This window comes from Cupriavidus sp. 30B13, assembly GCF_049059565.2.
Taxonomy (GTDB): domain Bacteria; phylum Pseudomonadota; class Gammaproteobacteria; order Burkholderiales; family Burkholderiaceae; genus Cupriavidus.
In genome coordinates, this window is the sequence record NZ_CP188223.1 from 539,548 (window position 1) to 566,152 (window position 26,605).

The following is a 26,605-nucleotide window of genomic DNA, read 5'->3' on the forward strand; positions in this document are numbered from 1 at the left end:
CCATGCAAGTGAAAGCCGCGCCCGGCATCCGGGTGCCGAAGGAACACAACCCGCGCCGGTATATCACCGATGCGCAGGCAGAGGACGTGCCGCGCAGTGCGTACTACCTGCGGATCTTGGCCGAGGGCGACCTGGTCCAGGTCGACCAGGTCAACGAGACCGCCACGGAGAAAACGGCGGTCGTCAAAGGGAGCAAGCAATGAGCAGCCCCAACATCAGCTTTGACCAGATCCCCAGCAGCATCCGCAAGCCGGGCAAATATTTCGAGTTCAACACCAAGCTGGCGGTACGCACGCTGCCTGGTAATCCCCAGCGCGTCCTGGTCGTCGCCCAGCGGCTGGCGAACGGCACCCAGCCGGCACTGGTGTCGGCCGACGTCTTCAGCGACTCGCAGGCCGCCACGCTGTTCGGCAGTGGCTCCTACGCGCATCTGATGGCGCGTGCCGCGATCACGGCCAACCCCTACCTTCAACTGACGGTGATCGGCGTCGACGATGCCGAAGCAGGACTGGCGGCCGCTGCCGACATCATAGTGACCGGGCCTGCCACCTCGCAGGGCGTCGTGAGCCTGTATGTGGGGACCGCGCGCACCGACGTCGCGGTCGACGTCTCCGACACGGCGGCGACCATCGCGACCGCGCTCGCGGCTGCCCTGACGAAGCAGGCGGACCTGCCGATCACGGCAACCGCCGCCGCAGGAACCGTTAAGGTCAAAGCCCGGCACAAAGGCGCCGCCGGCAACGGCATCAAACTCCATGCAGAGAGCACTGCCGCAGGTGTCACCGTTGCGGATGCTGCCATGACGGGCGGCCAGGTCGATCCCGATCTGGCGCCGGCCCTCGCGGTGGTGGTCAACGGCGGGCACAACATCGTCGTCAACCCGTTCGCCGACCAGGCGAGCCTCACGACCATCCGCACGCACCTGGAGTTCGTCTCCGGCCCGCGTGAGCAGCGCGGTGCCATTGGCGTGTGGGGCTGGCCCGGCTCGCTGTCGTCGGGGACCACGCTGGCGGCCCAGGCGAACAACGGTCGTATTGCCTGCGGTTGGCACCGTGGCTCGGTCAAACTGCCTTGCGAGATCGCTGCAGCCTACGCCGCCGTTATCGCCAGTGAGGAAGATCCCGCCCGTCCGCTCAACACGCTGGAGCTGCTCGGCCTGGACGTGACCCCCATCGACCAGCGCCCCAGCGTCACGGAGCAGGAAAACGCCCTGTACAACGGCCTGTCTCCGTTCGAGATTGGCCCCGGTGACAAGGTCCAGATCGTTCGGGCCATCACCACGTACACCAAAGACCCCCAGGGCATCGAGGACGTGTCGCTACTGGATCTGACCACGATCCGCACGCTCGACTACGCGCGCAAGGCATACCGCGAGCGGATCGCGCTGCGCTTTCCTCGGGAGAAGCTGTCCGAGCGCACTCCCGAGAAAGTCCGCTCCGAACTCCTGGACGTGTCCTACAAGCTGGAGGAGCTGGAGATCCTGGAGGCAGTCGACGAAAACAAGGCCGGCCACGTGGTGGAGCGCGACAGCCAGGACGTGAATCGTCTGAATGCCAAGATCCCCGTCGATGTCGTGAACGGCTTGCATGTCTTCGCCGGCCGCATCGACCTGCTGCTGTAACCGCGCGCCTATAACCGAACCAATAGGAGAGCCAATATGGCACTGCAAGAATATGCCGGCGCGATTGTGCTGGAGGTCGACGGCAAAGAGGTCGAGGTGGTCGACGTCAGCGCTACGATCAAGACCGGCCGCAAGCTGGTCAAGACGATGAACAAGACGGGCCGGGCCAAGGGCTTCGCCAGGGGCATCTCGGAATACGAGCTGTCGCTGACCGTTGTCATCCCGCTGTCCGGAGACCTGGACTGGCTGGCAGTCGAAGGCGCCAAGCTCACGGTCTACCCGAACAGCCCCGGCGGCCAGCGCGAGAGCTACGTCGACTGCTTCACCACCGAGGTGAGCGACAAGTACACCGTCGACAACGAGGCGCGCCGTGACGTCAAGATGAACTCGCTGCGCAAGGTGACCGAATGATGATCCAGGAAGGAAAGCTGGTATATGGCGTGGAGTTCCCGGCGCAGAGCGGCATCCTCCACTACGACTTCGCAATGCGCCTGCCGACCATCGACGACAACGTCGCTGCCATCGAGGAGGTCGGCACGGGCTCTTCACTGCGCATGAACGTGGCCATGCTGGCGCGATGCCTTACCCGCCTGGGTGACATTCCGAAGGAAGAGATCACCACGGCGCTGCTTAACACCATGGTCGACGATGACTATGACGTGTTGGCGGAGAAGCGGGACGAGCTCAAAAAAAAGCGCAGGACGTCGAGCGCTGCCTCGCGGACTACCGCCTCGCCGTCCTCCTCCTCGGCCGCCACGGCGTCGCCGAGTCAACCGTCCGCCAACTGACCGCGCCGGAGCTGGAAGGCTACCTTGCCGCCTTCTCCAAGCTTTACGGAGGTGGCAAGGGACGAGGCCATGGGCGCCGGGGGAATAGGACCGGCAGCCCGGACAGCGACGCAAACACCCGGCACATCGTCAGCAACCGTAAGAAGAAGCCCACCTAGCCTATGAGCAATCTCGAAGTCGCCATGCTGCTCAAGGCGCGCGACGAAGGCTCGCGCGTCGTCGCGCGTGGCATGTCGGAAATCGCCAAGGAGGCCAAGGGCGCCGAAGGTTCGGTCTCCGGCGTGACCCGGGAAAGCAAGCGCATGAGCGATGCACGCCAGATCCTTGGCGTGCGGGCCGAGCAAGCTATCCAGCGCGAGATCCGGCAGTCGGAGGCGGCCTATCGGCGGCTTGCCGCTGCGGGCACGATGTCGGCGCGCGAGCAATCGCGTGCCTACGACGCCATGCGGCAAAAGGTGAGCGAGCTGCGGCGCGAGATGGCCGGTGTGAATACCGCCCAGCGTGCCATCGCTACGGCGGCGCGGGGACTCGTTGGGGCCGGTGCCGGTGCCATGGCCGCCGGCTATGTGGTGGCCCAGCCAATGCGCCGCGTCGCCAGCTACGACATGCGCCTGGCGCAAATGACCAACACGGCCTTCGCCGACACCGAGGACGCCTCGGGCCGTAAGCTGTCCCAGGCCGAGCAGCTCGAACGCCGGCGCGCCGGCAAATCGCAGCTTGAGGGATACATCACTGCAGCGACCGGCGAAGGCGGCACGCGCGACGATACGGCCGCTGCGCTGGACAAGCTAATCGCACGCGGCATTTTCTCGCCTGAGCAAGCAGGCAAGCTGTTGCCGACGATCAACAAGGCCGCGACGGCGGCCGGCTCCAGCTCGGAGGAGATGACCGACGTGGTCATGGCGGCTGTGCAAAACGCCAAGATCCCGGTCGAGGAAATCCCGAAGGCGCTCGGCATGGCGCTGCGTGCCGGCCAGATGGGTGGCTTCGAGCTCAAGGACATGGCCCGCTGGTTGCCCAAGATGCTCGCCATGGGCGGCCTGTCCGGCCTGCGCGGCCAGGACGGCCTGGCGTCCATTCTCGCGGCCAGCCAACTCGCAGTGACGGCCGCCGGCGGCAGCGACGACGCCGGTAACAACGTCGTCAACCTGCTGCAGAAGATCACCTCCGCAGACACGGCCGCCGACTTCAAGAAGCTGTCCTCGCGCACCATGGGGGACAAGAACAAGGGCGACCCCGGCATTGATCTGTACGGCACGCTCGCTCAGGCGCGCAAGGAGGGTGTCGACCCGGTCGAGGCGTTCACTCGCCTGGTGCGCCGGGTGGCCGAAGCCGACAAGGACTTCGCCACCATGCAGAAGCGCGCCAAGGAAAGCGGCGACGACAAGGACAAGTCCGCCATGTATGGCGGCATGGCGGACATCCTGATGGCGCGTGGCGTCGGCAAGACCATTCAGGACCGGCAGGCGATGCTCGGCTTGCTTCCCATGCTGTTTAACCCTAAAGCCTATACGGACATGAAGCAGGGCATCCTGCAGGGCGATGAGACTGCCCTGACTGTGAACCAGGCATTCATCAAGGAACAGGCCGGCTTCAAATTTCAGCAAGGCCAGAACGCGGTAGAGAAAGGCGAGTACGACTCCATCGGCAAGCTCAACGGTGCCGTGGGTGACGTGGTCGGCAAGCTGGCCGAATACGGGGCGCAGTACCCCTCGCTCACGGCATCGGTCATGGGTGCCACCGTGGCGATCAAGGCCATGGCGGCGGCGGCTATGGCCGGGGGAGCCGCCAACCTGCTGGCCGGCCGGGCCGGTGCCGCAGGCGCGGGAGCACTGGCCGGCCAGGTCGGAGGCGCCGCCCGCCTTGCCGGCGCTGCTGCCGGTGCCAGCCGCTTCGCGCGGTTCGCCGCACCGGTGGCTCTGCTGGGTGCCGGCTTCGAGGCTTACAACGTCAGCCAGAACAAAATGCTGACGGACGGGCAGCGCAAGAGCGAGTACACCCGTGTTACCGGTGGTGTTGGCGGCGCACTGGCTGGTGCGGCTGCAGGCGCCGCCATCGGCTCCGCCGTTCCGCTGGTGGGCACGGCAATCGGCGGCATCGCTGGCGGCATTCTTGGCAGCCTCGGCGGTGAGGGCCTGGGCAAGATGCTGGGCGACGCGCTGTTCCGCGCAGAAACCGCCAAGCAGCCGCAGCCCATCACTGTGCCAGTGACGGTGAATCTCGATGGCCGCCAGGTGGCCGAGGCAGTCAACCAGGTCAACGCGCAAAGCGGCCGGAGAAATTGATGGCTTGGGAAGAGACCCTACTCGATGCCTCGTTCCGCGGGGTTCCTTTTGACTGCATGCGCACTCGCGACTCGGCAGCCCGCGACCTGGCCCGGCATGCGTACCCCTATCTCGATGGCGAGGACGTGGAGGATATGGGCCGCAAGGGGCGCCATATTTCGATCTCGGCCATCTTCTTCGGGAGCGACTACGAGACCCGGCTGCAGGCGTTCATCAAGGCGCTGGACGAGCGCGGCTATGGTGAGCTCATCCATCCCGTTTTCGGTAGCATCAAAGCGCAGGTGGCCGACTACGACGTCGAGCATGAGGCCGATTCGGTGGACGCATGTACGGTGTCGATCCAGATGGTCGAGGCGACGCCCGGCAACCCGTTCTTTGTCCAGCAGTTGCCGGTACAAAAGGCCCAGGCTGCAAGCCAGCTCGCCGACATTGGCAAGATGAAAGGCATCGACCTGTTTGCCCGCGCCCTGGACGGCATCAAGGCGGTGAAGGGGGCGCTCGGCGCCGTCACCGCGTTGCGCAACGTGCTGACGGGCACCCTCGGTGCCATTCGTGCGCAGGTTAAGGAATTCACCAGCACGGCCCTTGACCTGATCGATTTCCCGCGCGCATTCGCCGCCGATGTGGTCGGCATGATGTCCGGGATGTTCGATCTGCGTTCGTTCGATGTCGGCGTCATGATGGGCGACTGGAAGGGACTCGTCGGGAAGCTCGACTACGTTGTACAACTCCCTGCGAAGGTGGCGAGCGGTACCGTCTCGTCCTCCGGCAGCGATGCCGGTGGTGGTGGTGGTGGTGGTGGTGGCGGTGGTGGTGGCGGTGGCGGTGGCGGTGGCGGTGGGCAAGTCGCCGCCGTTAAACCGATCCCGGCCGATCCGATCCATGTGGCAGTTGTTACGACGGTCGTCAAGATTGCTGCCGCCACTACATTGGCCGAGGCAGCGGCTACGGTGCTCGAAGCGGAAGCCGACGCCCCTACGCTGCCGCCGCAGCAGGTTGAGCAAATCGCCAACGACGTGCGCGACAGCCTACAGGACGCCATCGAGGCGGTACGCGACCTGTATCCGGTTGACCAGGCGCGGCCAGTGATTGAAGCGCTGCGCGACATCGCGGCCGCCGTCCAGGATACGGCCATCGCCGTGATCGATGCTCGGCCGCCGTTAGGCACGCGCGTGGTGGAGTCGCCTGGCAACCTGCACCTGGTCGCCCATCGCTGGTACGGTGACTTCAGCCGCGCCGCAGAGCTGCTCCGGCTGAATCCGCAGTTGCGCAATCCCAATGACCTGAAAGCGGGCGACATCCTCTTCGCGTATGCCAAGTAACGAGATTGCGGCCGACGACGTCGTGAACCTGCTGATTGGCGGCAAAGTGCATAGCACCTGGAGCCGCTATGACGTCGATTCGGACCTGCTGATTCCTGCCGATGCCTGGCAGGTCGAGCTGGGCCTGCCCCAGGGTAAGCTGCCGCCCTTGGTGCAGGAGGGTGTCCAGGTCGAAGTCCGGATTGGCCGGGATACGGTCATGACGGGTCGCGTCGACGAGATCACGCACGAGGTCTCCGAGGGTAGCAACAGCTTTTCCATGAGCGGGCGGGACGGTGCTGCTATCCTGGTTGACTGCTCGGCGCCGATCTTCACCGCCAAGATGGCGACCCTTGCCGAAATCGTTGCCAGCGTCGTCAAGCCGCTAGGGCTTGCCAAGGTCCGTATCGACGCAGATCGGGCATCCACCGTAGACAAGATCAACGTCGAGCCTGGGGACACTGCCTGGGACACCGTGATGCACGCGGCCGAGGCTAACGGATTGTGGCCGTGGTTCGAGCCTGACGGTACGCTGGTAGTCGGGGGGCCGGACTACAGCAAGCCGCCCGTAGCGAGCCTGGTGATGAAGCGTGACGGTCGCGGGAACAATCTGATCAGCCTGGCGCATACGCGGTCCATGGCGGACCGATACTCCGAGGTTACGGTGCTCGGCCAGGCGCATGGCACCGCAGTCGAAAATGGGCAGAACGCGATCCGCGCAACCGTGCGCGACGAGGCGGTGCAGTTGTACCGGCCCAAGGTAGTGACCGACCATGACGCGACGAACCGCGATACGGCCCGCTCGCGCGCACGCAAGATCATTTCCGATTCACGCCTCAAGGGCCGAACACTCACGGCGCGCGTTAAGGGGCACCGCACCAGTGACGGCGTGCTATGGACGCCAGGGCAGCGTATCCACGTCCTGAGCGAGCCGCACGAGATCGACGCGGTCTTCTTCCTGATGGCGAGGCGATTCTCGCGCGGTCGCGGACAGGGCACCACCACCACGCTCACGCTCAAGGAAGACGGCGTCTGGGTGCTGGATGCCCATCCACACAAGCGCGCAAAGAAGCGGGCCAAGGGTCGTACAGCCAAGGGCGAAATTCTGGAGATCGTCGATGTGGGGTGAAGTCGATAAGCGTATCCGGCGGGCCATGACGGGCGTGCGTCTCGCTTTTCGTGGCGTGCTAACGCGGGTGGACAGTGGCGGTGCCGTCCAGTTCATCCAGGGCGAAGGCGTTGCCGGCGAGACGCTGCAGGACAACGAGCTGTTCCAGCACTACGGCTATACGTCGAATCCGCCAAACGGTACGATGGCGGTGATTCTGCCGGTCGGCGGCAAGACGAGCCACGGCATCGTCATTGCCACCGAGCACGGGTCATACCGCCTCAAAGCGCTCAAGCCCGGCGAGGTGGCCATCTACACCGACGAGGGCGCGAAAATCGTGCTCAAGCGCGGCCGGCTTATCGAAACCGAGTGCGACGTCTACCGGGTCAACTGCAAGACCTGGGAGGTCAACGCCTCGGAGAAAGCGGATTTCAACACGCCGATGCTGACCGCCAGCAAGGAGCTGACGGCGCAGGATCAGATCCATGGCAATGGGGGGATGACCGTTAAAGGTGGCGACGGGGCTAAGTTCGACGGCGACGTCGAGCAGACGAATGGCAGCTTCCAGACCGATGGGGATGTGAAGGCAGGGGCCGTCAGCCTGGAGCACCATAGGCACCCGGGAGATTCAGGTGGTGTTACCGACGAGCCTCTAACGTCGTAGGCACCTACTGACGTCGTTCACTCTCCTGTCGTTACCACCATAGCCCGACAATCGGGCTATGGACGCGCTTCTCGATCCGCAGACCGGTAGCTACACCGGTACCCGGACCAACACCCTCGCCAATGCCATCTACCTGCGGTTGCAAACGCCGCTGGGGAGCTGGTGGGCGGATAAAACGCTCGGCTCGCGGCTGCACGAGCTCAAACGCGAGAAGGACAAGCCGCGCGTCGCCAAGCTCGCCCAGCAATACGCCGGGCAGGCGCTCCAGCCCATCCTCGATGACGGCCGTGCGAAGTCCATCACGGTCAGTACCTCACGCCCGCAAAGCGGCTGGCTTGTGCTGCTCATTGAGGTCGTGGACGCTGGCGGGCGCGTGCAACACTTCCAACATCCTGTGCGGGTGGTCTGATGGCATTTGTTGTTCCACCCTTTGCCAGCATCCGCGACACGCTGCTGCGCGATTTGAAGTCGCTATTGCCGGAGGCTGATGTCGGCCCCGACAGCGATCACTTTGTGCGGGCAAGCTCGGTAGCCAGTGCAATCGAGGGGCTCTATGAGCACCAGACGTGGCTGGTCAAACAGATATTCCCGGACACGGCCGATAGCGAATACCTGGCGCTGCATGCCCAGGTGCGAGGACTGTCGTACAAGTCGGCGGTCTCCGCCGGCGGCACGATCCTGCTGACCGGCGTGCCGAACAGCCCCATTCCGAGCGACCTGGTCGTCAAGATCGGCGATGCATCCTACGTGACAACCGCGACAGGTCAGCTCGATGCTGATGGCGCAGCCACCATTGCGGCCAAAGCGCAGACGGCTGGTCTTGCCGGCAACCTGCAGCCAGGTGCGAAGGGGAGCCTCATGGCACCGCCGCTTGGCGTCGCCAGCGAGGTCACCGTGGTGACGATGGTCGGCGGCGTCGACGTGGAGACGGATGCGGAGCTGCTCGCGCGCCTGCTGGAGCTCATCCGGCGGCCGCCTGCAGGTGGCAATCGATACGACTATCGTCGCTGGGCCATGGAGGTTCCCGGTGTTTCCGCTGCCTATGTGTATCCGCTTCGCCGTGGTCTTGGCACCGTCGACGTGGTTATCACGTCGGCGGGTGCGCTGCCATCCCAGGACACGATTGCTGCGGTCCAGGCGCATATCGACGACATGCGGCCGGTGACGGCGAAGAACTGCCTCATCCTCGCGCCGACGGAGCGCATCGTCGATCTGAGCACTGCGGTGAGCCTGGATGGAATCACCATCGCCGCTGCGCGCGGCCAGATCACGGCTGCGGAGGCGGCGTACTTCGATCAACTGGCGCCTGGCGAGACGGCCTACCGCAGTCGCATCGAGACAATTATTTCCGGCCTCGCCGGCGTCGTTGATCGCGAGGTGTCGGCGCCGGCCGCGAACGTGGTGCCGGTGGTGGACGCGACCAAGGTCGAATGGTTGCGCCTCGGCGACGTGAACGTCGTACCCATGCCATGAAACACGCCCAACTCCTGGCGCTGCTGCTCCCGCTGGAAAGCTACGCGCCCAGCGTCGCACCGCTCGCGCAAGAACTCGCAGCCGAAGGCAATGCGCTCGATGCCACTCTGGCGTCGACGTCGCTCGCAGAGGGCGGGATCACGCCGTTCTTTGCCGCGCAGCTGCTACCCGATTGGGAGCGAGTGTGCGGCATCACGCCGACCAACGGGGCTTCGTATCAGCAGCGCCAACAGATGGTGATTGCCAAGCTGGCAGAGGTCGGAGGTCTCTCCATTCCGTACTTCAAACGGCTGGCGGCCGGTATGGGATACACCATCGAGATCAACGAGCCGCAGCCGTTCCGGGCCGGCATCAACCGTGCGGGGGACCAGCTCTGGACGGCAGACATCATCTGGGTATGGCGGGTCGTGGTCAAGACCGGCAACGTGCGTGCTTTTAGCTTTCGTGCAGGCTTGTCCGCTGCGGGCGAGGCATTGACTGCGTTCGGAGACGCGATCATCGAGACGGTGTTCAACGATCTCAAGCCGGCACATACCTTTGTCTATTTTGCTTATCAGGAGGCATAACGATGCAGGATCTGATGCCGCCCATCGGCACGCAGGACGGACTCTTTCACGACGGCAATCCGGCGACCGGTGAAATCGGCACGCTGGTAACGGCACTCTGGCTCAACGCTGTCCAGAGTGCAGCGAGGAATGTCCAGGCGGAGCTGAAGAACCTCTTGGAGGAACTCGGCGGGGAGCTCGACCCTGGAAAGGATGACCAACTCAAGACGCTACTCAAAGATGCGCTTGCCGACAAGGCCCCTGTGGACTCTCCCGACTTCACTGGGGCAGCCACCGGTACCACACCGTCTCAATTCGACAAGAGCAAAAGGCTGCCGACAACCGAGTTCGTCAGAACCTTCGGCAAGCAGCTATCCGGAGTAACGCCCGTTCAGGGCGCACTGGTCGGCACCGTTGCCCACGTGGGTGGCAAGGTCTACGGGTATGGAGCGACGCTGAATTCCTATAGCGTTCCCAACTCGACTGCGGGCCAGATCCCCACGGGCGCGACGGTGACCATCGCCAACTTTGGGTCGAGCGCCATGACCATCGTGCCCCAAGGGACCGACAAGCTCGGGTTGCCGACCGGAAGCACCCCGACAAGCTTTGTTATGCCATCGGGTACGTCCGCCGAGTTCACCTTGGGAAACGGCGGCATTTGGTTTATTACGGGCACAGCTGTGTTGGCCTCCAGCGCTCAGTTTGGTGTTGCGCTTGGCCAGAGCGGCTACCAAAAACTGCCCAGTGGGCTGCTTATTCAATGGGGCCAAGTTACAGCGACGGCGGGCGGCGTACTAGTGTTGTATCCCGTCGCGTTCCCCAACAATGTTTTTACGGCCACGATTGGTTCGAACGGCGCTGCTGCCTCCTACGTCTGGACCACCTGGCCGATTACGACGAGTGGCTTCTATGCCTATACCGCAGCACCGTCTGCAGCTTCCACTTGGATTGCAATTGGGTATTGAAAAGGAAGAACCATGAGGTATGCCGCAATTGACAGTGAGTCCTTTGTCGTAGCGTATTACTCCGACGACATCCACACGCCGGAACAAATTCCTGCTGGGGCGATTGCCCTTACAGATGACGCCTATATGGCGCTGCTGGACGGTCAGGCTGCCGGGAAACGGGGCAAGGTCACTTCGGAGGGTGAGCCGATTCTGGTCGATCCTCCGCCGCCGACCTTGGCTCAATTGTCCGAGCGTGCGCGGGTGAAACGCGACGAGCTGCTGCGCGCGGCGGCCGACAAGATTGCGCCTCTGCAGGACGCTGTCGACCTGAGCGAAGCTACGGACGCCGAGCGGGCACGCCTGCAAGGATGGAAGCGATATCGCGTTGACATGAACCGTATCGACCAGCAACCGGGTTTCCCCCAAGCCATCGACTGGCCGGAGGCGCCTGACGCATGATGATCGTCCGCTTCGTTTTCTTCTGGCTCGCTGACTTCGCTGTCAACGTGACGGCATACACGTTAAACCCGCTCCTGGCCCTGTTTGCCAACTCGGCCGGGCAATTGCCGGCGTGGCTCCGGTGGTTTCAGACTTATGACGCCAGCCTGGACGGCATGGGTGCGGACGGCAAGATCGAACCACGCTTCGTCGCCAGTACCTCCTGGCTGCGCGACGAGGCCGGACAGCCTCGCAACCAGTTCTATCGTTACATCTGTCGAGTGGCCTGGCTCTACCGGAACAATGCCTACGGGTTCGCTATCGATGTGCTGGGAGCCGTCGGGCCGTTCGCGGAGGTCGGGAGCGGTATGGAATTGTCCCTGCCGGCGCTACAGGCTGTGCCTGGAAACCGCTATCCCGCGCAAGGAGGCTGGCGCTTGGAGCTTTATCGAGGCTCCGATGGCCGGATGTACTTCCATTACTGGCTGGTCAAGGACCGGGGTAACGGGCAATGCCACGAGGCGAACGTCGGCTGGAAGATCGCGCCAGGCAGCGACCGTGCGCAACTGGTCTGCCGCTATTCGCCATGGCGCGCGTTCGAGACGACGCCGGCGGCCTGAAACCGGCAGAACGTTGAGAAAAGACGCGGCGGTGTGATCGGTGCGCTAACACCGACCACACCCCGCTCTCGCAGTTATGGGCTGCAAGTTAGGCCAGGGCCGCGCCACCTCGCGAGGCGGGCGGAATCCTACCATATTATTCAAAAGTCACATGACAAGCCCGATTGTTCCTTGGATGGGCGGTAAGCGCCGCTTGGCAGACAAGCTGCTGCCCCTGTTTCCGGCGCATGAATGTTACGTTGAGGTTTTCTGCGGCGGTGCCGCCTTGTATTTCCTGCGCCAGGTGCCGGCGCCGGTTGAGGTCATCAACGACATCAACGGCGACCTGGTCAACCTGTATCGGGTTGTCCAAAACCACCTGGAGGAATTCGTCCGGCAATTCAAATGGGCGATCTCCAGCCGTCAAGTGTTCAAGTGGCAGCAGATGACCAAACCCGAAACCCTCACGGACATCCAGCGGGCGGCGAGGTTCTACTACCTGCAGCACCACGCCTTTGGTGGCAAGGTCGACGGCCAGAACTACGGCACCGCCACCACCGCGCCGATGGTCAACCTGTTAAGGATCGAGGAAAGCCTATCTGCAGCCCATCTGCGGCTGGCTAGCACCAACGTAGAGAACCTGCCGTGGCATGAGTGCGTGCAGCGCTATGACCGGCCTCACACGCTGTTCTATCTCGATCCGCCGTACTGGCAGACAGAGGGCTATGGCGTGCCGTTTGGCTTTGAGAACTACCGAGCGATGGCCGAGATCATGCGGACATGCAAGGGGAAGGTAATGGTTTCAATCAACGACCATCCGGACATTCGGGCTGTGTTTGAAGGGCACCACATGATGGGCCTGGGCATCAAATACAGCGTCGCCGGTGCTGCGGGCCGGGGCGAGGCCAGTCAGGAACTGGTGATTACCAATTGGAGGCCAGACGACCTCGGCCAGCTTTTTTGAGCCGAGATGCCCTGGTGGTGGGGAGATTCCTGGGGCGAGTACCTGAAATCAGTGTTAAATCGCACCGGGGCGGCGTGCCATACCATGCGCAAAATTGAGCCAAACTGCGCGCGGCGTTACAGCGCTGGTTTCGTGGTGGGCGCGGTGGCCCCAGTTTGAACGTAGCCCCATACACCCGCGCCCCGGTCCACCACGCCCACCACGAAACCATGAGGGTGCTACGTCGTGGTGGTCCGAGCCGGTAACGGCAGATGGCCGAACAAGCAGTGTGCCCGCCATCATAGGTCTGACCCCGAAACCAATATCACCAGCAAGATCGTGGTGGGCCGCACCGGTAACGGCAGGATGCCAGCAGAACCACAGTCCCCACCACGAAACCATCAACAACCAGAAACCCCAACGTTTCTGCCCCTGCCGGCCAGGCAGTCCGCTTTCTTTGCCTACTTTCTTTTCGGAAAAAAGAAAGTAGGTCGCTCCGGGGGAGCGAAAGCCTTTGACTTTGAATTTGACTTTGACTTTAAAGATTTTTTACTTTGAGTTTAAAGAATTTAAAAATCAAATATCAAAAATATCCAAAACCGACCCCGTCCTCTTAACCGTAGCCAACACAATATTAGAATTAATCGCCATCACCCCAGGCGCCTTATGCAACCTCTCGACAACAAATTCAGAATAATGCTCGAGGTTCCGCGCCCGCACGGTCAGCACATAGTTGGACGGACCCGACACGATCCGCGCCGTCACCACCTCCGGCCAGCCATTCAGCGCCTGCACGAAGTTCTCGTGCCAGCGCTCCACGTCGGTGCGCATCGACACCTGCACCAATGCCTCGAACTCCATGCCCAGCGCCTTGGCGTCGAGCACGCAGCGGTAGCCGGCGATCACGCCGGCCTCTTCCAGTAGTTTCACCCGCCGGAAGCAGGCCGAGGCGGACAGGTTCACTGCTTCGGCCAGTTCCTGGTTCGTGGTTTTTCCGTCGCGGGTGAGGTGACGCAGGATGCGGACATCGATCAGGTCAAGTTTCATTCTGAATATTTAACCGCAAAATCGGTCTTGTACGAAATAAATGCAGCGCAAGATGATTTAATGCGGTAATAAGTCGAAGAAAATTCAATTATCTGTTTGTTAATATACCTCTCCCGGAGCGCAAAAGCACTGGCCGGCCTGCGGTGCCACGTAGCCGGAAGAACAAAAAGAGAGGAGACACATCGATGAAGACATCGAATCCCCCGGAGTGCCCGGGACCATGCGGCCCGCGCGCTGGACGAGGCAACCGCGTGGCCTCGCGCCGGCACGGCCGGCCGCCCGAAGGAGACAAGCCATGACCCGTCCCCCGCGGCAGTTCCGGCAGATCGCCGAGCGCGAGAAAGGGCTGCGGCGCAGCCTCAGCGCCAGCCAGATGACCATGATCGCCATCGGCGGCGCGGTCGGCACCGGGTTGTTCCTCGGCAGCGGTTTCGCCATCGGCTTTGCCGGCCCGAGCGTGCTGGTGAGCTACGCCATCGGCGCGCTTATCGCGCTGCTGCTGATGGGCTGCCTGGCCGAGATGACGGTCGCGCACCCCACCTCCGGCTCGTTCGGCGCCTATGCCGAGCACTACATCGGCCCGCTGGCCGGCTTCCTGGTGCGCTACGCCTACTGGGCCTGCATCGTGCTGGCGGTCGGAGCGGAGGTCACGGCCACCGCGCTCTACATGAAGTACTGGTTCCCGGCGGTGCCGGGGTGGTTCTGGATCGTGTCGTTCTCGGGCGCGCTGGTGCTGGTCAACGCGCTGAGCGTCAATATCTTCGGCGCGGTCGAGTACGGGTTCTCGGTCATCAAGATCGCCGCCATCGTCGGCTTCATCCTGCTCGGCGCCTACGTGGTCTTCGGCGCGCCGACGCTGGTCGGCAGCGGCGCGCGGCAGGCCGGCTTCCACCACTACACCGCGCACGGCGGCTTTTTTCCCAACGGCATCGGCGGCACGTGGGTGGCGGTCATCGTCTCCATCTTCAGCTACCTGAGCATCGAGATGATCGCCGTGGCCGCCGGCGAGGCGCAGGACCCGGAGCGCGCCGTCACGCGCGCGTTCCGCTCCACCATGCTGCGGCTGGTGCTGTTCTACCTGCTCACGCTCGCGCTGATGCTGGCCATCGTGCCGTGGACGGCCGCCGGCCACGACCAGAGCCCGTTCGTCAGGGTCATGGAAGCGATCCGCGTTCCGGGCGCGGCCGGCGTGATCAACTTCGTGGTGCTGATCGCCGCGCTGTCGGCCATGAACAGCCAGCTCTACATCACCACGCGCATGATGTTCAGCCTCGCGCGCGCGGGCTACGCGCCGCGGCAACTGGGCCAGCTCAGCGCGCGCGGCGTGCCGCTGCCGGCGCTGCTGCTGTCCACCGGCGGCATCGGCATCGCCACGCTGGTGAGCATCGTCTATCCCGATGCCTCGTTCACCATCATGATGGCCGTGTCGATGTTCGGCGCGCTGTTCACGTGGATGATGATCTTCGTCACTCACTATTTCTTCCGCCGCGCGTGGCGCGCCCGGGGCGGCGCGCCGCTGCGCTTTCGCATGTGGGGCTTTCCGGTGCTCACGCTGCTTGGCGCGGGGCTGATGCTGGCCATCATGCTCACCACCGCGTTCACGCAGGCGTTCCGCATGACGCTGGTGTTCGGCGTGCCGTTCCTGGCGGTGCTGACCGTGGCTTACTTCGGCTGGTACCGGGCGCGTGCGGCGCACGCGCAGGCGCAGGGACGGGGTGGGGAGGTGGCCTGAGCCGGCGCGCTCAGGCGTCGCCGTCCGTGGCGGACGGCGGATAGCCGCCGCGCGGCCGCGTCGGCAGCCACAGCAGCCACCCCGTCACCGCCGCCGCGCAGGCCAGCAGGGCAGCCGAGACGAACGGGCGTTCGCGCAGCAGCCACGCCGTGGCGCCCATCGACGGCCACATGGTGCCGATGGCCAGCCACTTGGCGCGCAGCGGCACGCTGCGGTGCCGCTGCCAGTCATGCACCAGCGGCCCCAGCCGCGGATGCGCCAGCAGCCGCGCATGAAAATGCGCCGAGCCGCGCGCGAAGCACGCCGCCGCCAGCAGCACGAACGGCGTGGTCGGCAACACCGGCAGGAAGATCCCGACGATGCCCAGCAGCAGGCTGAGCACCCCGAGCACCACGAACAGCGCGCGCAGCACCCGCTCGCGGTGGCTGCGCACGGCGGCGCCGGTGCCGGCATTGGCGCCGGCGCGAGTGTCTGCACCGGCGTTGGTGCCGGAGCTGGCGGGCGGCCGCTTCGCGCTCAGACCGCCAGCCCCAGGCGCGCGCGCGCCGCGTCGTACTCGGCCTTCATGCGCGCCACGATCTCGCCGGCGGTGGGGATGTCGTGAATCTGCCCCACGCCCTGGCCCGCGCCCCACACATCCTTCCACGCTTTCGCCTTGGACGCGCCGCTGGAGAAATCCATCTTGGTCTTGTCCGCTTCCGGCAGGTTCTCCGGGTCCAGCCCGGACGCCACGATGCTCTCGCGGATGTAGTTGCCGTGCACGCCGGTGAACAGGTTGGTGTAGATGATGTCCGCCGCAGCCGAGGTGGTGATCGACTGCTTGTATTGCTCGCTCGCGTGCGCCTCCTGCGAAGCGATGAAGCGCGTGCCCACGTAGGCGAAGTCCGCGCCCATCGCCTGCGCGGCCAGCACCGCCTCGCCGGTGGCGATGGACCCCGACAGCGCGATCACGCCGTCGAAGATCTTGCGCACCTCGCCCACCAGCGCGAACGGCGACAACGTGCCCGCGTGCCCGCCCGCGCCGGCCGCCACCAGGATCAGGCCATCCACGCCGGCCTCGATGGCCTTCTGCGCATGGCGGATGCTGATCACGTCGTGCAGCACGATGCCGCCGTAGCCGTGCACCGCGTCGATCATCTCCCTGGGCGGCGCGCGCAGCGAGGTGATGAAAATCGGCACCTTGTGGTCCACGCACACCTTGATGTCATGCTCCAGCCGCACGTTGGACGCGTGCACGATCTGGTTCACCGCCACCGGCCCCACCGGCGCGCCCGGGTTGGCCGCGCGGAAGCTGGCCAACTCCTCCTCGATCTGCGTCAGCCAGTCGCCCAGCACCTCCGCCGGGCGCGCGTTCAGCGCGGGGAAGGAACCGACGATGCCCGCCTTGCATTGCGCCAGCACCAGCTCCGGATAACTGACGATGAACATGGGCGAGGCAATGACGGGCAGGGCGAGGTTCTGCAGGACCTTCGGCAATTGTCTGGCGGCGGGCATGGTGTCTCCTGAACCACGGCGGGCGCCGCGACGGCGCCCGGGGGATGTGAACGATCGTTCGATTATAGGGAGTTTCCGCGCGGCGGCGCCGCAGGCCAGCTAGAGGCGCCCGTCTACGGCCGCAGGGCCGGGCGCGGGCGCGTGTAAGAAACCGATACAAGCACGCATCCCCGCGGGGTGCACGGCGGATGCGCCTTATGCGTTAAACGCTTACAAGGCAGCGCGGAATGACCGGTGCATGCGCGAGTTGGTTCCATGCGCATTGTTTCGTTTACAGAACAGTGTATTGACTGAATCAGGGTTTCCCCTAGGTCGATCCCGGGCGTACATTTCGTGAACCGCCAGCTTTCCCGCCCAACCGCCCGCAAGGCGATTGCCATGGAACAGGCAGCAGCGCCGGCCCGGCCGGCGCGCGTCCCCAGCCAGTAGTCAGCAGCAAAGGAGTGCATTCATGAGTTCCATCCTCGAAGCCCTGTTCTCCAAGCACATCGGCGACCCCGATCGCGTGGTCACCGCGCTCAACCACCAGGAGATCGTCGTCGCCCTGTCAGCGCTGGTCGCCGAGAAGAACGTCGCCATCCTGCACATGCTCTACCCGCGCACCGACGCCCGCACCCACCGCAGCCTGGACGCCCTGGTCGGCGCGCTGCACAACCACGGCCTGCACCAGGTGGCCGAACTGGTCTCGCAGGAAGCGCACTACCTCGTGTTCAAGGACCCCGCCAAGGCGTGGAAGACCCTGCAGGAAATCCGCCACGACTCGCTGGCCATCGGCGTGCATCTTTACTACAAGGGTGCCACCGGCGACGCGGCGGAACGTGAGCTGGATACGGATGCGCATCGGAAGGCTTGAGATGGTGCAGGTATTGCAGCGGCGTGGCCCCGCGCTGCGTGGTTGCTGATCTGCTGACTGACTTCCCGGTTTGCTCCCCTCTCCCATGAGATGGGAGAGGGGCCGGGGGAGAGGGCAAAGCGCTTGCGAATGACGAACACGGTCACTTTGCGGAGCGCCTGATTTCCTCCTCCCCCGCTGCCCCGCACGCAGGAGAGCGGCGTGCCACAAAGCGCCAGGCCGGCTTCGTCAGCAGTCTCAAGGCCCCGCAATGCGGGGCCTTGTCGCATGTTCTTGCTGAAGACGAACATGTGCCGGGTGCTTGCGCATGCAGTGTTTTGGCTCGGCCCAGGCGTGTGCGTTTGCTGATCCTGCGTCGCCGCAGTCGAGCGCGGCGTTTGCTGTGACTGCTGAAATGCCAGGGTGGAGGGTGTGGCAGGCGGTTGTGGGACTGGCGTTCAGGGACGCAAAAAAATCTGCTGTTGGTAACAGAGGTTATCATTTCGGCCGTGATGGCATGGATAGACTGTGGGCGTTGCTGCAGCCGCAGCGACCGGGAATAGCAGCCCGTACATGAAGGGCGGACAATCGCCAGCCGGCGATTTCTTTTCGTCCATCACGCCTTCGCGTGCCCCTATGGGCGGGCCTGGGCGGGGGAGCCTTCGGGCTCGCCGATTCCTTTGTGTCGGTCTGCTACCTCGCCTTGCGCCCGCCCACCCCGAATAGCAGCGGGGAGCGGTGTCGAAATCGCTCACAAAGGAGGCATTCACATGTCTATGTCCTTGCCGGCCCGTTCCGGGCTAATTCCGCATCCGCAGTTTCCCATCACCTCCGGCGGCATCGTGTCGATGCAAAGGAGCGTGTCCCATGAATAAGCACGTCAGCCACGGTATCACCGTAGAACGTAGTGGTGCGGATATGTTCGTGACCATGCATTCGCCGCAGGAAAACCCGCTGAGTCTCGCCGCGCAGAAAGCGGGGCAGCTTTATGGGCTGCTGCATATCGTCTGTGACTACGTGGCGGCTAATGAGTCGCTGGTCGGGCTGGATCCGCAGGTGCAGGAGGGAGTGCTGTCGCTTGCGGCTGGGTTGGCGCGGGAGGCGCTGGCTTTGAGTGAGATGGCGGGGGTGGTTGGGTAGGAGGTGATGGGCAGCCGGGCGTGCTTGGGGTGCGCTCGGTCAAATGGGGCACTGGAAACCAATATTCGATCTGTCTTGATGGCCCAAAAACCGAGTAGTGGCCAATGGACGGTTGCCAAGGATGGCAGCCTCCGACCTTATGGGACATCTGGCCTATAAGATTGGGGTCCGTTTGTGGATGGTGCTTGGTCAGTGCGACAGCGCGTATCCATGCCCCCGCAACACCGCAACACCGCAACACCGCAACACCGCAACACCGCAACACCGCAACACCGCAACACCGCAACACCGCAACACCGCAACCCGCTTCATGCGAAGTCCCGGCCGTCGCGTTCATCTTGCCTAATGAGGGTACGCCTCATCGCCTTGGGCGGAGGAGTGGCCTAATCGGTTTCGGAGCCATAGTGATAGGTTGTCATCGGTCATTGGCCGCCACTCGCGCGTAGAAGTCATTTGTCGTGGAACGATCCACGCCTCTCCGTTGGTACTACCCGCGGTAGATGGCTGCGGTTCGTCGCGTCATTTTCTTTTGTCGACGCGGCTGTCTTTAGGAGAAACGCCCTCTCCGCGAACTTCGTTCTTGCGAAATGATTACCACGCTGCACATCTGGTTGGAGACCATCACTGCCTGCGTCCTTGGCGTTCACCTGCAGCAGGCTGACCATGCGTGGCGGACAGCTGTCGGCGTTGCTCTCGTAGCAGCTTCACCTAGGCTGTCAGCACGTAGAACAAGTGCGCTTTGACGCGTTCCGGGTCAGGCGCTGGTGGCTGTAGATCAGGTCTGCTCGACTTGGTTAATCGGTGATAGGGATACGGCAAAAATTGCCTGTCGGATTATCTACGCACGACACAAAAGAAAACGGCGAAGCGTGCCATGAGGTTGCATGCTTCGCCAGGGCAGTCGTCCGGGGTTGCTAGCCGGGCGACTTAAAGAAAAACGCTAATATCGGTCGAGAAACGCTCGGCCAGCGCCTTTGCCACGCTTTTGCTGATAGCACGGCGACCTGCCAAAATATCGCTAATGAGAGTCGGAGACGCAATATCAGTGAGGTCCTTTTGCTTGAGGTCATGGGTCTCTAGCAAATAACGCAGAACCTCGCGGGGCTCGGCAGTTGGAACGTCGACATGCTGAGTTTCCCAAATACCGATCAATTCAGTTACCAGATCAAACAAATCGTTCAGCGGGCTGCCCTCTTCACGAGGTTGATCGGCCAGGTCGTCGGCGAGCGCGACCATCTTCTGATAGTCGTCCTCGTTGCGGATAGGTTTTAGAAAAACCTGGCCCTGCAACAGGGCCCAGGTCTTCGCAATTTCGGGAAAGCCTCCCGAATGGCGTTGAGTGTTCATTTCCCTCTATTTTTCCTTGTCCATTCGTCATATTCCTCATGCGTATATATATGGCGAATGAACATCTTTTGCCGGTCGAAGTTTATCTCTGCAATTACCCGATACTTATTTCCGCCGACGTTGAAAATATAATAATTGGGCCGCACGTAATCGACCGTCCCAAAAGTCTCTTTCAAACTCGGCAAATCTTTCGCCAGGCACTTCTGCGCCAGGTGGTACCAGGCTAGCAACGAAACGCTAGCGGCAGGGTATTTGGCTATAAAATCAAGGACTCGTTGCTTTGAAATCGGATTCATGGCTCGTTAATTGGTTAATCGTAATATCTGCTTGCATTGTGTACCGTCCTTTTTAAGTGGGAGCACCACGTTCCCGGGTCGAGGGCATACTCGCCCCCCCTCTCTGCTAGACATCGTGCCTAGGGTCCGCCCGGGCTGTACTGCCCCGGTTTAGTAGTCACCTGCACGGCTAGCCGCGCTTGGTGCTTGATATTACTGGGTGAACTACGAAGCGTAGTTTATACGCGTTTTGCGAAGTTCGCAAGATGCGTAGTCAGAAAAAATTCACACAGCGGTGAGCCATAAGCCAAGGCACTAGTAGACCGAGGCGCCTTTTGCACCGCTCTCGCGGTCGGCCATCGACAGAGCGTTATTGCAACCACGTGGATCGTCGTGAGCTGCGCGACGGTGCTGCCAGTACCGTCAAACGAGGTGGGCAGCAGCACATAGGGCGCGACCTCATCGTCCTTTGGCCACTGCGGCGTCCGTAGCAACGCGGGCCAGGGCCCAGATACAGTTGCCGCCGCGCAGCGTGCCGGCAACCTCCATCTTGAAACCAGGCTTGGCGGTGGCAACTAGCGACCCACTTTAGCCACTTGGATGCTGAACTCGCGAGCGACCGTGGCGCTGTGTTACCGTTACTGCACTGCGCCGCAGATTTCGCGCTCTTCCTCGGTATTAGGCTGGGCTGCCATGAGTCATACCAGGCAAACGGTTCGAGAACGTTGTCGCGCCAGCACATGTCGTCCCCCTGGCGGTCTGTTAGCCACGGGAGACCGTCATGTCGCATTGTGCCGGCGGGCAATTGGTTCAGGGATGAGCTTTCCTCACGGTTTTTAAACACATGCGCGAAGATAGCTTCTCGCCCCACCCACTCGAACGAGGGGTGATGTCAGCCTCGAATCGTGACGTTGTCTAGGGTGAGTGCGGCATATTTCAAGGTAGCATCTCGCCTTGCCCGGCCAACCTATCCCAGCGCAGGGTGCGCCTTGCAGCAGGGACCTGTCACTTAGAGCTTACGGTGACCGGCCGCGAATTTAAGACAACAGAACGAAAGTAGTACTTACTGGGACATTCTTGGGGGGGTGAGAGCATGAGTGCATGCAAAACGAAGGTACTGCCAAAAGCGTTGCGGTCCTATGGTCGACGCGCCTCAATATATCCGTGTCAGCCAGTCCCTACCCTATCGATCAACGTATGCGTAGCAGGAGGAAGTCGCCATGGCGGGTAAGAGTGCGGCCTCTTCTAGAGATAAGTACATAACCGTCCCCTCAAAGTTAGTCCATCTGGATGGGGACAATCCGAGGCACGACCCGCTTGAGCGCGAACCCGACATCATTGCTAAGCTGTGCGACTCCCAGTTGGTCGCCTTGGCGACCGATATCGCTAGAATCGGCTCCCTGAGTCCGCTGGAGATCCTTGGTGTCATCGAATACGATGGACTGCCAAGTCACTACGTGTCCGTGGAGGGAAATCGTCGCACATGCGCGCTGCTGCTACTTTCAGATCCGAGCCGTGCGCCATCGGAGTACCGGGAAATTTTCCGGAAATTAGCCAAGGAAGGCAATATTCCGCGAGAACTGCGGGTTTTTGTCTTTCCGGACCGGGCGAGCGCTCAACCGTGGATCGATCGACGCCATCTTGGCGCACAGGGGGGCATTGGCACGCGTGAATGGGATTCTGATGCCAAGGCTCGCGCCGCTAAGCGGACTGCAGCCAAAACAACGGCTAAGGCCGATGTTCTGGCTCTGGCCGTTCGGGATCGCCTCGTTGAAGTGGGCCTTCTGGATGCACAACAGCGCGTGATGGTCAGTATCACGACACTTTCGCGCTATCTCAACAACACTAGCCGTCGAGCGATACTGGGGCTCAAAGGTGTCGATGAGGAGGGGCGCCTGATCTATACCCACGCCCCTTCCGAAGTGGATCAAACCTTGCTCCAGATGGTGCTGGACAGTCTTCCGACACCCGACAGAAAGCAAGCCCCAGTGCATTCACGCTCGAACGCCGCCGAACGAGATGCATACGTACAGCGCCTAGCGGCGAGCGGAAGAGTCCCCGTCACCCCCCTGGCACAGCCAGCGACACCCGCGTTCGCGTCTTCGCCGGCCGCCCAACCGAAGGGGGCCGCGCCTAGAGCGCGAAGCTCAGCCAATCCGGCGAACCGAAACAAGCTGATGCAGTCGAGCTTTTCGGTGAAGTCCAAGGACAAGACGCTGTTACGTCTGCGTAGTGAGATGTTGGGCTTGCCGATCGATGAACATGAGTTCGCAGCAAACTATTTGCTGCGGGCATTCGTGGAGCGTGTGTTGGTTCTGTACTATCGGCGAAATGATCCCAAGCGTCCGGACGTGAGCGACTTCGAGATGGCCCAAGCCTGTGCAGCAGACGCAAAAGCAGAAAGTGCACCGCGCAAGGTGCTGCAAGTCCTGAACCAGAACGCCTCCAAAACGGCTATTGCTCATAGCATGCACACGCTCGGCACTGCGGTGCACCTTGGGACGATACCCGTACGTCGCCACTTGGTGGCTGCATTCGACACATGGGAGCCGGCTCTCAAATACATGCTCGACGCCATGTAGACCGCTAATTGCGCTGGCCAGCCGCCGACATAATTGATATGGTGTCGAACTATGCCTACAACAGACTCTCCCCTGCGTTATCCCGGGGGCAAGACACAACTTACCCCGTTCGTCCTTGACCTTGCAAAAGCCAACGATGTCTTGCGCGGCGTTTATGCGGAACCGTTCGCTGGTGGGGCGGGCATTGCATGGCGGCTGCTGCTGAATGGCGACATGACAGAGGTATGGCTAAACGATATCGACCCGGCCATTTCTGCATTCTGGCACGCCGTCGTGCACGAGCCAGACCCACTGTGCGAAAAGATTCTCAAGACCAAGATCACGATCCCGGAGTGGCAAAAGCAGCGTGCCATCCTTTTCGACGCCACAGCCGATGTTCAGGCACTCGCATTTGCCACGCTGTTCTTGAACCGAACAAACCGGTCCGGCATACTGAAAGGCGGAGTGATCGGTGGCAAGAACCAAACCGGCAATTATGCGCTCGACTGCCGATTTAACCGCGCCGAGTTGATCCAGAAGATACAGCGCATTCACACATACAAAGAGGTCATCCACCTCAGTCAATTTGACGCGGAACGATGCCTCAGAGACTGGAGCAAACGTTTGCCCAAGCGAGCGCTGCTCAACATCGATCCTCCGTATTATGCGCAAGGCAAAGACTTGTACTTGAGCTTCTATGAGCCAACCGATCATGCCCGACTCGCAAAGCTTGTCCGCGGCTTGCAGTGTCCGTGGATGTTGACGTATGACGACGTGCCCGAAATAGAGGCTTTGTACGATGGTATGCCCATCTATCGGAAAGGCCTAACGTACTACGCCCAAGTCAAGCGCAAAGCCTCCGAACTATTGGTCCTGTCGAAGAAGCTTGTCGTGCCTGCTGGCCTTGTGACGTGTGACAGGGCCTGAAGCGGTGGCTTGTGATGCACGCCCGTCTTGTAACCATCATGCTGGCGGTTCGCCTATCAACGGATACGGGGCATATCCGATAGCGCGGGTCAGCGTCAGTTCATTGCTATAGCGGACGCCCATCGAATATATGGTATTCGTAGTGGCCGCTCCTGGCCCGGCAGAGGCCAGTTTCAGGCCTCCAGATTTGTGACTGCCGTTCGACAAGAGTCATTGAATAGACCGCAACGAAATCCTTGTCGACGATAACCTGCAGAAGCAACGCAAGAGTTGCTTCGGCGCCTAGGCCATACGTTGACCCAGGTGGCAGGCGCAGGGTCTACCGTGTGAATAGAAGGAGCATTAGCCAACATCGTGCCAAAGCGCAATCACTCACACCGATTAGCCGAAATCTGTGCCCCCGTCCTCTGAACTGCCTCCGCCGCCCGCTGTGCCTCCGCTGCATCGCCGCGCGCCATCGCGCGCTCCGACCAAGCCAGGTTTGCCGTGTATGTTTGCCGAAGGGAAGGGCAGACAATGCTGGATGCCAACCGCTTGGCAGATTGCTGGTCCCCAATCACGAACGGCTGCGCACGATCCTCGGCGTTGAGCTGCCCGATGGATTTGCGAGTCAGTTCTGTCTTGGCGCTGTCCGGACAAGGTGAATCCTGGAGCGTGACCTTCCCTGCGGGACTTCGGCATTGATAGATGGTCTGGGCCTGAACGCCCGTGCCGATCACGATCAGCAGCAACAGTAGCGGTATCCGCATCGTAATCCTCCCGAGGGGGATTCTAGCGTGGGCCTGGCGGAACCGGATCAAACGCAATGCTCTCGTTCACCCAACCATCCACCCCATTCTCACAGCGCATCCTCGATGACACATTGATGTCCTTCCCATACTGCTGCACCAGTTTGCATTTGGTACCGGGAGCGAGAACCGCGATTGGTTTCTCACCAACAAGCGCAGATGAGGGCACATCGACAATATCCTTATACACAGGGACATGCGTGATGACTGTGTAGGTTTTCCAGTCCAGCCACGCATACCCGGTTGCCGACATCGCGGCGAAGAACGTAAATGCGAGAACCGGGACAGCAACGAACAGGATGCGGAGCCTCATTCCCTAGAGCCCGAAAAGGCTGCGCTTCTTGCGAGGCGTTGCTTGCACTGGTGGCTTTGCTTCCCTGCCCTCAACATATGGCTTCACGGTGTACTTGTATTCTTTTATGAAACGGTTCGATTTGCGGAGCATTGCTAGCAGTTCGGCTGGTGTCGACGGCGTTGGAAGCCCGCGTGGGTCATATCCGTGAATTCCAACCAATTCCAGGACATCGGCGATGTTGGAGGAGCAGGAGTTGGAGAAGATGCTGTACTTCGACGACACGGCTACCCGATGTTCCAACTCTTTACGGATGATGTCTTCCTCTCGGGGAGATATCCACATCTCCACGCCTATGACCTCGCGGTAGCTGCGATTGCTCCGCAAGTAGTCCTGCCATCGTCCCCTCATATACTTCTTGTGAGCACGGCTGTAGACCATGTCGTCGGAGCGGAATGCAATTGAGGCGTGCCCGAATTGAGAGCCTTCCGATATAAGGCGGCTGTCAAATATGGCAACTTCGATGTAATTGCGGTCGACGGTGACAGGCTTCTCAGCGGTGGATTGGACTGACGTCGTTGAGCGTTGTGCGACCTTGACCAAGGTCTTGCCATTCGGGGCCTTAAGCGTATTGGTCACTGTCAACCCTCAAGGAAGATGGAGACGTTTTCGGCGCTAGCTATTGCGGCCAGCAGGTGCGTCCGTCCTTCAGCGTCGGTGGTGCCATGCTCAATCTTGCCGGAGCCGCGCTGAATAGCATAGGCTGCGTTTCGAATGGGTTCCCCGGTTTCGGCATCTTTCAGAACGTAGCGTTCGTTGTAGCCACTGTCTCGGCGTTGATCAGACCCAGAAGACGCCGATGCGTATCTTTCGTGGACGGCGGGGCGACCGGAACCGTCGTCTATGTCGACTTGTATCGTGAACGTGCTTTGTGAGGGAAGTACCACCGGGCTTTCCGGGCACTTGCAGTGCACTCGTGCGCCTTCGACAAGGATTGTCTTTCCCATAAGCGTAAAGCGTGGATGGCAGTCATTGAAGACTGGGCCGCCTTTCCCGCAAGCCGGACATGTTGCAAAATCGCCTTCCACGGCGAATTGCCTGCCATCGTGAGTCGAGGTGCCGGTGCCTGTCAGTGTTCCTTTGGTACTTGTATCATCCCCATTTCTCAATGCGCGTCGCATATCAGTCATATTGTTTCCTCGCTGCTATTTTGGCTATGCCAGTGATCGTATCGAGGGCGCTGATGGGTAAGAATAGTGGTTTTATTGGGCGTTAAAGTATGCCGTACCTTGGGTACTTCGGCTGAGCACAGAAAGTTAATTTACATGATAAGTATTGAAATGTCTTTCAGATTTTTCTTGATATAGATAAATTAATTGATTAATTTTATGAGAATGAGGCGTAGGAAGATTCCTGTCTTCAGCGGGGTTGAGTTGCTCCAGCCTTGTTGGCATGTTT

Annotated in this window: 29 protein-coding genes; 20 read left to right on the forward strand and 9 right to left on the reverse strand. The window is 61.7% G+C overall.

Translation table 11 applies throughout. From position 1 onward, the window contains the following. Positions 1 to 2 precede the first annotated feature (2 nt). The 15 genes from ACKI2N_RS02555 to ACKI2N_RS02625 all read left to right on the forward strand — a co-directional run bounded on the left by ACKI2N_RS02555 (position 3) and on the right by ACKI2N_RS02625 (position 12,733). Positions 3 to 203, forward strand: a complete 201-nt coding sequence (locus ACKI2N_RS02555) for a DUF2635 domain-containing protein (RefSeq protein WP_420996239.1) — start codon at positions 3 to 5, stop codon at positions 201 to 203. Then, positions 200 to 1,621, forward strand: a complete 1,422-nt coding sequence (locus ACKI2N_RS02560; RefSeq protein ID WP_420996240.1) for a phage tail sheath subtilisin-like domain-containing protein — start codon at positions 200 to 202, stop codon at positions 1,619 to 1,621. Before ACKI2N_RS02555 ends, ACKI2N_RS02560 begins: the two co-directional genes overlap by 4 nt. A 36-nt stretch (positions 1,622 to 1,657) precedes the next feature. Next, the gene (locus tag ACKI2N_RS02565; protein ID WP_420996241.1) at positions 1,658 to 2,032 is read left to right on the forward strand and encodes a phage tail protein; all 375 of its coding nucleotides are present in this window, start codon (positions 1,658 to 1,660) and stop codon (positions 2,030 to 2,032) included. Continuing rightward, positions 2,029 to 2,409 (forward strand): hypothetical protein, encoded by a 381-nt coding sequence (locus ACKI2N_RS02570; protein ID WP_420996242.1) that lies wholly within the window; start codon positions 2,029 to 2,031, stop codon positions 2,407 to 2,409. Before ACKI2N_RS02565 ends, ACKI2N_RS02570 begins: the two co-directional genes overlap by 4 nt. Before the next feature lie 161 nt (positions 2,410 to 2,570). Beyond that, positions 2,571 to 4,694, forward strand: coding sequence for a phage tail tape measure protein (locus tag ACKI2N_RS02575; RefSeq protein ID WP_420996243.1), 2,124 nt, complete (start codon positions 2,571 to 2,573; stop codon positions 4,692 to 4,694). Continuing rightward, positions 4,694 to 6,016 (forward strand): DNA circularization protein, encoded by a 1,323-nt coding sequence (locus ACKI2N_RS02580; RefSeq protein WP_420996244.1) that lies wholly within the window; start codon positions 4,694 to 4,696, stop codon positions 6,014 to 6,016. The genes ACKI2N_RS02575 and ACKI2N_RS02580 overlap by 1 nt, the downstream gene beginning before the upstream one ends. Positions 6,017 to 6,038: 22 nt before the next feature. Continuing rightward, positions 6,039 to 7,124 (forward strand): phage baseplate assembly protein, encoded by a 1,086-nt coding sequence (locus ACKI2N_RS02585; RefSeq protein WP_420996245.1) that lies wholly within the window; start codon positions 6,039 to 6,041, stop codon positions 7,122 to 7,124. After that, positions 7,114 to 7,767 (forward strand): phage baseplate assembly protein V, encoded by a 654-nt coding sequence (locus ACKI2N_RS02590; RefSeq protein ID WP_420996246.1) that lies wholly within the window; start codon positions 7,114 to 7,116, stop codon positions 7,765 to 7,767. Before ACKI2N_RS02585 ends, ACKI2N_RS02590 begins: the two co-directional genes overlap by 11 nt. 58 nt (positions 7,768 to 7,825) lie before the next feature. Next, the gene (locus ACKI2N_RS02595) at positions 7,826 to 8,176 is read left to right on the forward strand and encodes a phage GP46 family protein (protein ID WP_420996247.1); all 351 of its coding nucleotides are present in this window, start codon (positions 7,826 to 7,828) and stop codon (positions 8,174 to 8,176) included. After that, positions 8,176 to 9,240 carry a baseplate J/gp47 family protein gene (locus ACKI2N_RS02600; RefSeq protein WP_420996248.1) on the forward strand — a complete coding sequence of 355 codons (1,065 nt, stop codon included), beginning with the start codon at positions 8,176 to 8,178 and terminating at the stop codon, positions 9,238 to 9,240. The genes ACKI2N_RS02595 and ACKI2N_RS02600 overlap by 1 nt, the downstream gene beginning before the upstream one ends. Then, positions 9,237 to 9,806: a YmfQ family protein gene (locus ACKI2N_RS02605; protein WP_420996249.1), complete on the forward strand. Its 570-nt coding sequence runs from the start codon at positions 9,237 to 9,239 to the stop codon at positions 9,804 to 9,806. Before ACKI2N_RS02600 ends, ACKI2N_RS02605 begins: the two co-directional genes overlap by 4 nt. 2 nt (positions 9,807 to 9,808) lie before the next feature. Continuing rightward, positions 9,809 to 10,750: a gp53-like domain-containing protein gene (locus tag ACKI2N_RS02610; RefSeq protein ID WP_420996250.1), complete on the forward strand. Its 942-nt coding sequence runs from the start codon at positions 9,809 to 9,811 to the stop codon at positions 10,748 to 10,750. Positions 10,751 to 10,762: 12 nt separating this feature from the next. Next, entirely contained in the window at positions 10,763 to 11,191 is a 429-nt protein-coding gene (locus ACKI2N_RS02615; protein WP_420996251.1) for a tail fiber assembly protein, read from the forward strand. After that, on the forward strand, positions 11,188 to 11,790 hold the full coding sequence (locus ACKI2N_RS02620; protein ID WP_420996252.1) for a DUF7338 family protein: 603 nt from the start codon (positions 11,188 to 11,190) through the stop codon (positions 11,788 to 11,790). Before ACKI2N_RS02615 ends, ACKI2N_RS02620 begins: the two co-directional genes overlap by 4 nt. A 151-nt stretch (positions 11,791 to 11,941) precedes the next feature. Then, complete coding sequence (locus tag ACKI2N_RS02625) at positions 11,942 to 12,733, forward strand: DNA adenine methylase (protein WP_420996253.1); 792 nt, start codon at positions 11,942 to 11,944, stop codon at positions 12,731 to 12,733. A 555-nt stretch (positions 12,734 to 13,288) separates the two neighbouring features. On the opposite strand, the gene ACKI2N_RS02630 is transcribed toward ACKI2N_RS02625, so the two are convergent. Beyond that, positions 13,289 to 13,759, reverse strand: coding sequence for an Lrp/AsnC family transcriptional regulator (locus tag ACKI2N_RS02630; RefSeq protein WP_420996255.1), 471 nt, complete (start codon positions 13,757 to 13,759; stop codon positions 13,289 to 13,291). A 295-nt stretch (positions 13,760 to 14,054) separates the two neighbouring features. Between ACKI2N_RS02630 and ACKI2N_RS02635 the strand changes: the two genes are divergently transcribed. Next, positions 14,055 to 15,491, forward strand: a complete 1,437-nt coding sequence (locus tag ACKI2N_RS02635; RefSeq protein WP_420996256.1) for an amino acid permease — start codon at positions 14,055 to 14,057, stop codon at positions 15,489 to 15,491. A 10-nt stretch (positions 15,492 to 15,501) separates the two neighbouring features. Here ACKI2N_RS02635 and ACKI2N_RS02640 read toward each other — a convergent pair whose 3' ends face one another. Further along, on the reverse strand, positions 15,502 to 15,924 hold the full coding sequence (locus ACKI2N_RS02640) for a YbaN family protein (RefSeq protein ID WP_420996257.1): 423 nt from the start codon (positions 15,922 to 15,924) through the stop codon (positions 15,502 to 15,504). A gap of 83 nt (positions 15,925 to 16,007) precedes the next feature. Next, entirely contained in the window at positions 16,008 to 16,985 is a 978-nt protein-coding gene (locus ACKI2N_RS02645; protein ID WP_420996258.1) for an NAD(P)H-dependent flavin oxidoreductase, read from the reverse strand. Positions 16,986 to 17,436: 451 nt separating this feature from the next. Between ACKI2N_RS02645 and ACKI2N_RS02650 the strand changes: the two genes are divergently transcribed. Both ACKI2N_RS02650 and ACKI2N_RS02655 read left to right on the forward strand, forming a co-directional pair. After that, positions 17,437 to 17,838, forward strand: coding sequence for a hypothetical protein (locus ACKI2N_RS02650; RefSeq protein WP_420996259.1), 402 nt, complete (start codon positions 17,437 to 17,439; stop codon positions 17,836 to 17,838). A gap of 846 nt (positions 17,839 to 18,684) precedes the next feature. Continuing rightward, on the forward strand, positions 18,685 to 18,957 hold the full coding sequence (locus ACKI2N_RS02655; protein ID WP_420996260.1) for a hypothetical protein: 273 nt from the start codon (positions 18,685 to 18,687) through the stop codon (positions 18,955 to 18,957). 927 nt (positions 18,958 to 19,884) lie between these two features. Here the strand turns inward: ACKI2N_RS02655 and ACKI2N_RS02660 are convergent. Next, a complete protein-coding gene (locus tag ACKI2N_RS02660; RefSeq protein ID WP_420996261.1) occupies positions 19,885 to 20,304 on the reverse strand; it encodes a helix-turn-helix domain-containing protein in 420 nt (139 codons plus the stop codon). Further along, positions 20,301 to 20,600 (reverse strand): type II toxin-antitoxin system HigB family toxin, encoded by a 300-nt coding sequence (locus tag ACKI2N_RS02665; RefSeq protein ID WP_420996262.1) that lies wholly within the window; start codon positions 20,598 to 20,600, stop codon positions 20,301 to 20,303. Before ACKI2N_RS02665 ends, ACKI2N_RS02660 begins: the two co-directional genes overlap by 4 nt. Before the next feature lie 1,199 nt (positions 20,601 to 21,799). On the opposite strand from ACKI2N_RS02665, the gene ACKI2N_RS02670 reads away from it, so the two are divergent. Together ACKI2N_RS02670 and ACKI2N_RS02675 are read left to right on the forward strand one after the other, a co-directional pair. Next, the gene (locus ACKI2N_RS02670) at positions 21,800 to 23,161 is read left to right on the forward strand and encodes a hypothetical protein (RefSeq protein WP_420996263.1); all 1,362 of its coding nucleotides are present in this window, start codon (positions 21,800 to 21,802) and stop codon (positions 23,159 to 23,161) included. Positions 23,162 to 23,212: 51 nt separating this feature from the next. Then, positions 23,213 to 24,067 carry a DNA adenine methylase gene (locus tag ACKI2N_RS02675; protein WP_420996264.1) on the forward strand — a complete coding sequence of 285 codons (855 nt, stop codon included), beginning with the start codon at positions 23,213 to 23,215 and terminating at the stop codon, positions 24,065 to 24,067. Positions 24,068 to 24,435: 368 nt separating this feature from the next. Here ACKI2N_RS02675 and ACKI2N_RS02680 read toward each other — a convergent pair whose 3' ends face one another. Genes ACKI2N_RS02680 through ACKI2N_RS02695 form a run of 4 tightly spaced genes read right to left on the reverse strand, consistent with a single transcriptional unit; the run spans position 24,436 to position 26,337 of the window. Further along, positions 24,436 to 24,798, reverse strand: coding sequence for a DUF4124 domain-containing protein (locus ACKI2N_RS02680; RefSeq protein ID WP_420996265.1), 363 nt, complete (start codon positions 24,796 to 24,798; stop codon positions 24,436 to 24,438). A gap of 40 nt (positions 24,799 to 24,838) precedes the next feature. Continuing rightward, on the reverse strand, positions 24,839 to 25,168 hold the full coding sequence (locus ACKI2N_RS02685) for a hypothetical protein (RefSeq protein ID WP_420996266.1): 330 nt from the start codon (positions 25,166 to 25,168) through the stop codon (positions 24,839 to 24,841). Positions 25,169 to 25,171: 3 nt separating this feature from the next. Continuing rightward, positions 25,172 to 25,786 carry a hypothetical protein gene (locus ACKI2N_RS02690; RefSeq protein ID WP_420996267.1) on the reverse strand — a complete coding sequence of 205 codons (615 nt, stop codon included), beginning with the start codon at positions 25,784 to 25,786 and terminating at the stop codon, positions 25,172 to 25,174. Between the two features lie 2 nt (positions 25,787 to 25,788). Beyond that, positions 25,789 to 26,337, reverse strand: a complete 549-nt coding sequence (locus ACKI2N_RS02695; protein ID WP_420996268.1) for a PAAR domain-containing protein — start codon at positions 26,335 to 26,337, stop codon at positions 25,789 to 25,791. Positions 26,338 to 26,605: the final 268 nt, after the last annotated feature.

Bases quoted from the DNA above. Each gene is read 5' to 3' on its own strand.
- ACKI2N_RS02630 (WP_420996255.1), bottom strand. From the start codon at position 13,759: ATGAAACTTGACCTGATCGATGTCCGCATCCTGCGTCACCTCACCCGC.
- ACKI2N_RS02570 (WP_420996242.1), top strand. From the start codon at position 2,029: ATGATGATCCAGGAAGGAAAGCTGGTATATGGCGTGGAGTTCCCGGCG.
- ACKI2N_RS02605 (WP_420996249.1), top strand. From the start codon at position 9,237: ATGAAACACGCCCAACTCCTGGCGCTGCTGCTCCCGCTGGAAAGCTAC.
- ACKI2N_RS02610 (WP_420996250.1), top strand. From the start codon at position 9,809: ATGCAGGATCTGATGCCGCCCATCGGCACGCAGGACGGACTCTTTCAC.
- ACKI2N_RS02600 (WP_420996248.1), top strand. From the start codon at position 8,176: ATGGCATTTGTTGTTCCACCCTTTGCCAGCATCCGCGACACGCTGCTG.
- ACKI2N_RS02560 (WP_420996240.1), top strand. From the start codon at position 200: ATGAGCAGCCCCAACATCAGCTTTGACCAGATCCCCAGCAGCATCCGC.
- ACKI2N_RS02595 (WP_420996247.1), top strand. From the start codon at position 7,826: ATGGACGCGCTTCTCGATCCGCAGACCGGTAGCTACACCGGTACCCGG.
- ACKI2N_RS02590 (WP_420996246.1), top strand. From the start codon at position 7,114: ATGTGGGGTGAAGTCGATAAGCGTATCCGGCGGGCCATGACGGGCGTG.
- ACKI2N_RS02615 (WP_420996251.1), top strand. From the start codon at position 10,763: ATGAGGTATGCCGCAATTGACAGTGAGTCCTTTGTCGTAGCGTATTAC.
- ACKI2N_RS02660 (WP_420996261.1), bottom strand. From the start codon at position 20,304: ATGAACACTCAACGCCATTCGGGAGGCTTTCCCGAAATTGCGAAGACC.
- ACKI2N_RS02695 (WP_420996268.1), bottom strand. From the start codon at position 26,337: ATGACTGATATGCGACGCGCATTGAGAAATGGGGATGATACAAGTACC.
- ACKI2N_RS02625 (WP_420996253.1), top strand. From the start codon at position 11,942: ATGACAAGCCCGATTGTTCCTTGGATGGGCGGTAAGCGCCGCTTGGCA.
- ACKI2N_RS02635 (WP_420996256.1), top strand. From the start codon at position 14,055: ATGACCCGTCCCCCGCGGCAGTTCCGGCAGATCGCCGAGCGCGAGAAA.
- ACKI2N_RS02565 (WP_420996241.1), top strand. From the start codon at position 1,658: ATGGCACTGCAAGAATATGCCGGCGCGATTGTGCTGGAGGTCGACGGC.
- ACKI2N_RS02655 (WP_420996260.1), top strand. From the start codon at position 18,685: ATGAATAAGCACGTCAGCCACGGTATCACCGTAGAACGTAGTGGTGCG.
- ACKI2N_RS02670 (WP_420996263.1), top strand. From the start codon at position 21,800: ATGGCGGGTAAGAGTGCGGCCTCTTCTAGAGATAAGTACATAACCGTC.
- ACKI2N_RS02620 (WP_420996252.1), top strand. From the start codon at position 11,188: ATGATGATCGTCCGCTTCGTTTTCTTCTGGCTCGCTGACTTCGCTGTC.
- ACKI2N_RS02555 (WP_420996239.1), top strand. From the start codon at position 3: ATGCAAGTGAAAGCCGCGCCCGGCATCCGGGTGCCGAAGGAACACAAC.
- ACKI2N_RS02650 (WP_420996259.1), top strand. From the start codon at position 17,437: ATGAGTTCCATCCTCGAAGCCCTGTTCTCCAAGCACATCGGCGACCCC.
- ACKI2N_RS02575 (WP_420996243.1), top strand. From the start codon at position 2,571: ATGAGCAATCTCGAAGTCGCCATGCTGCTCAAGGCGCGCGACGAAGGC.
- ACKI2N_RS02645 (WP_420996258.1), bottom strand. From the start codon at position 16,985: ATGCCCGCCGCCAGACAATTGCCGAAGGTCCTGCAGAACCTCGCCCTG.
- ACKI2N_RS02580 (WP_420996244.1), top strand. From the start codon at position 4,694: ATGGCTTGGGAAGAGACCCTACTCGATGCCTCGTTCCGCGGGGTTCCT.
- ACKI2N_RS02665 (WP_420996262.1), bottom strand. From the start codon at position 20,600: ATGAATCCGATTTCAAAGCAACGAGTCCTTGATTTTATAGCCAAATAC.
- ACKI2N_RS02675 (WP_420996264.1), top strand. From the start codon at position 23,213: ATGCCTACAACAGACTCTCCCCTGCGTTATCCCGGGGGCAAGACACAA.
- ACKI2N_RS02685 (WP_420996266.1), bottom strand. From the start codon at position 25,168: ATGAGGCTCCGCATCCTGTTCGTTGCTGTCCCGGTTCTCGCATTTACG.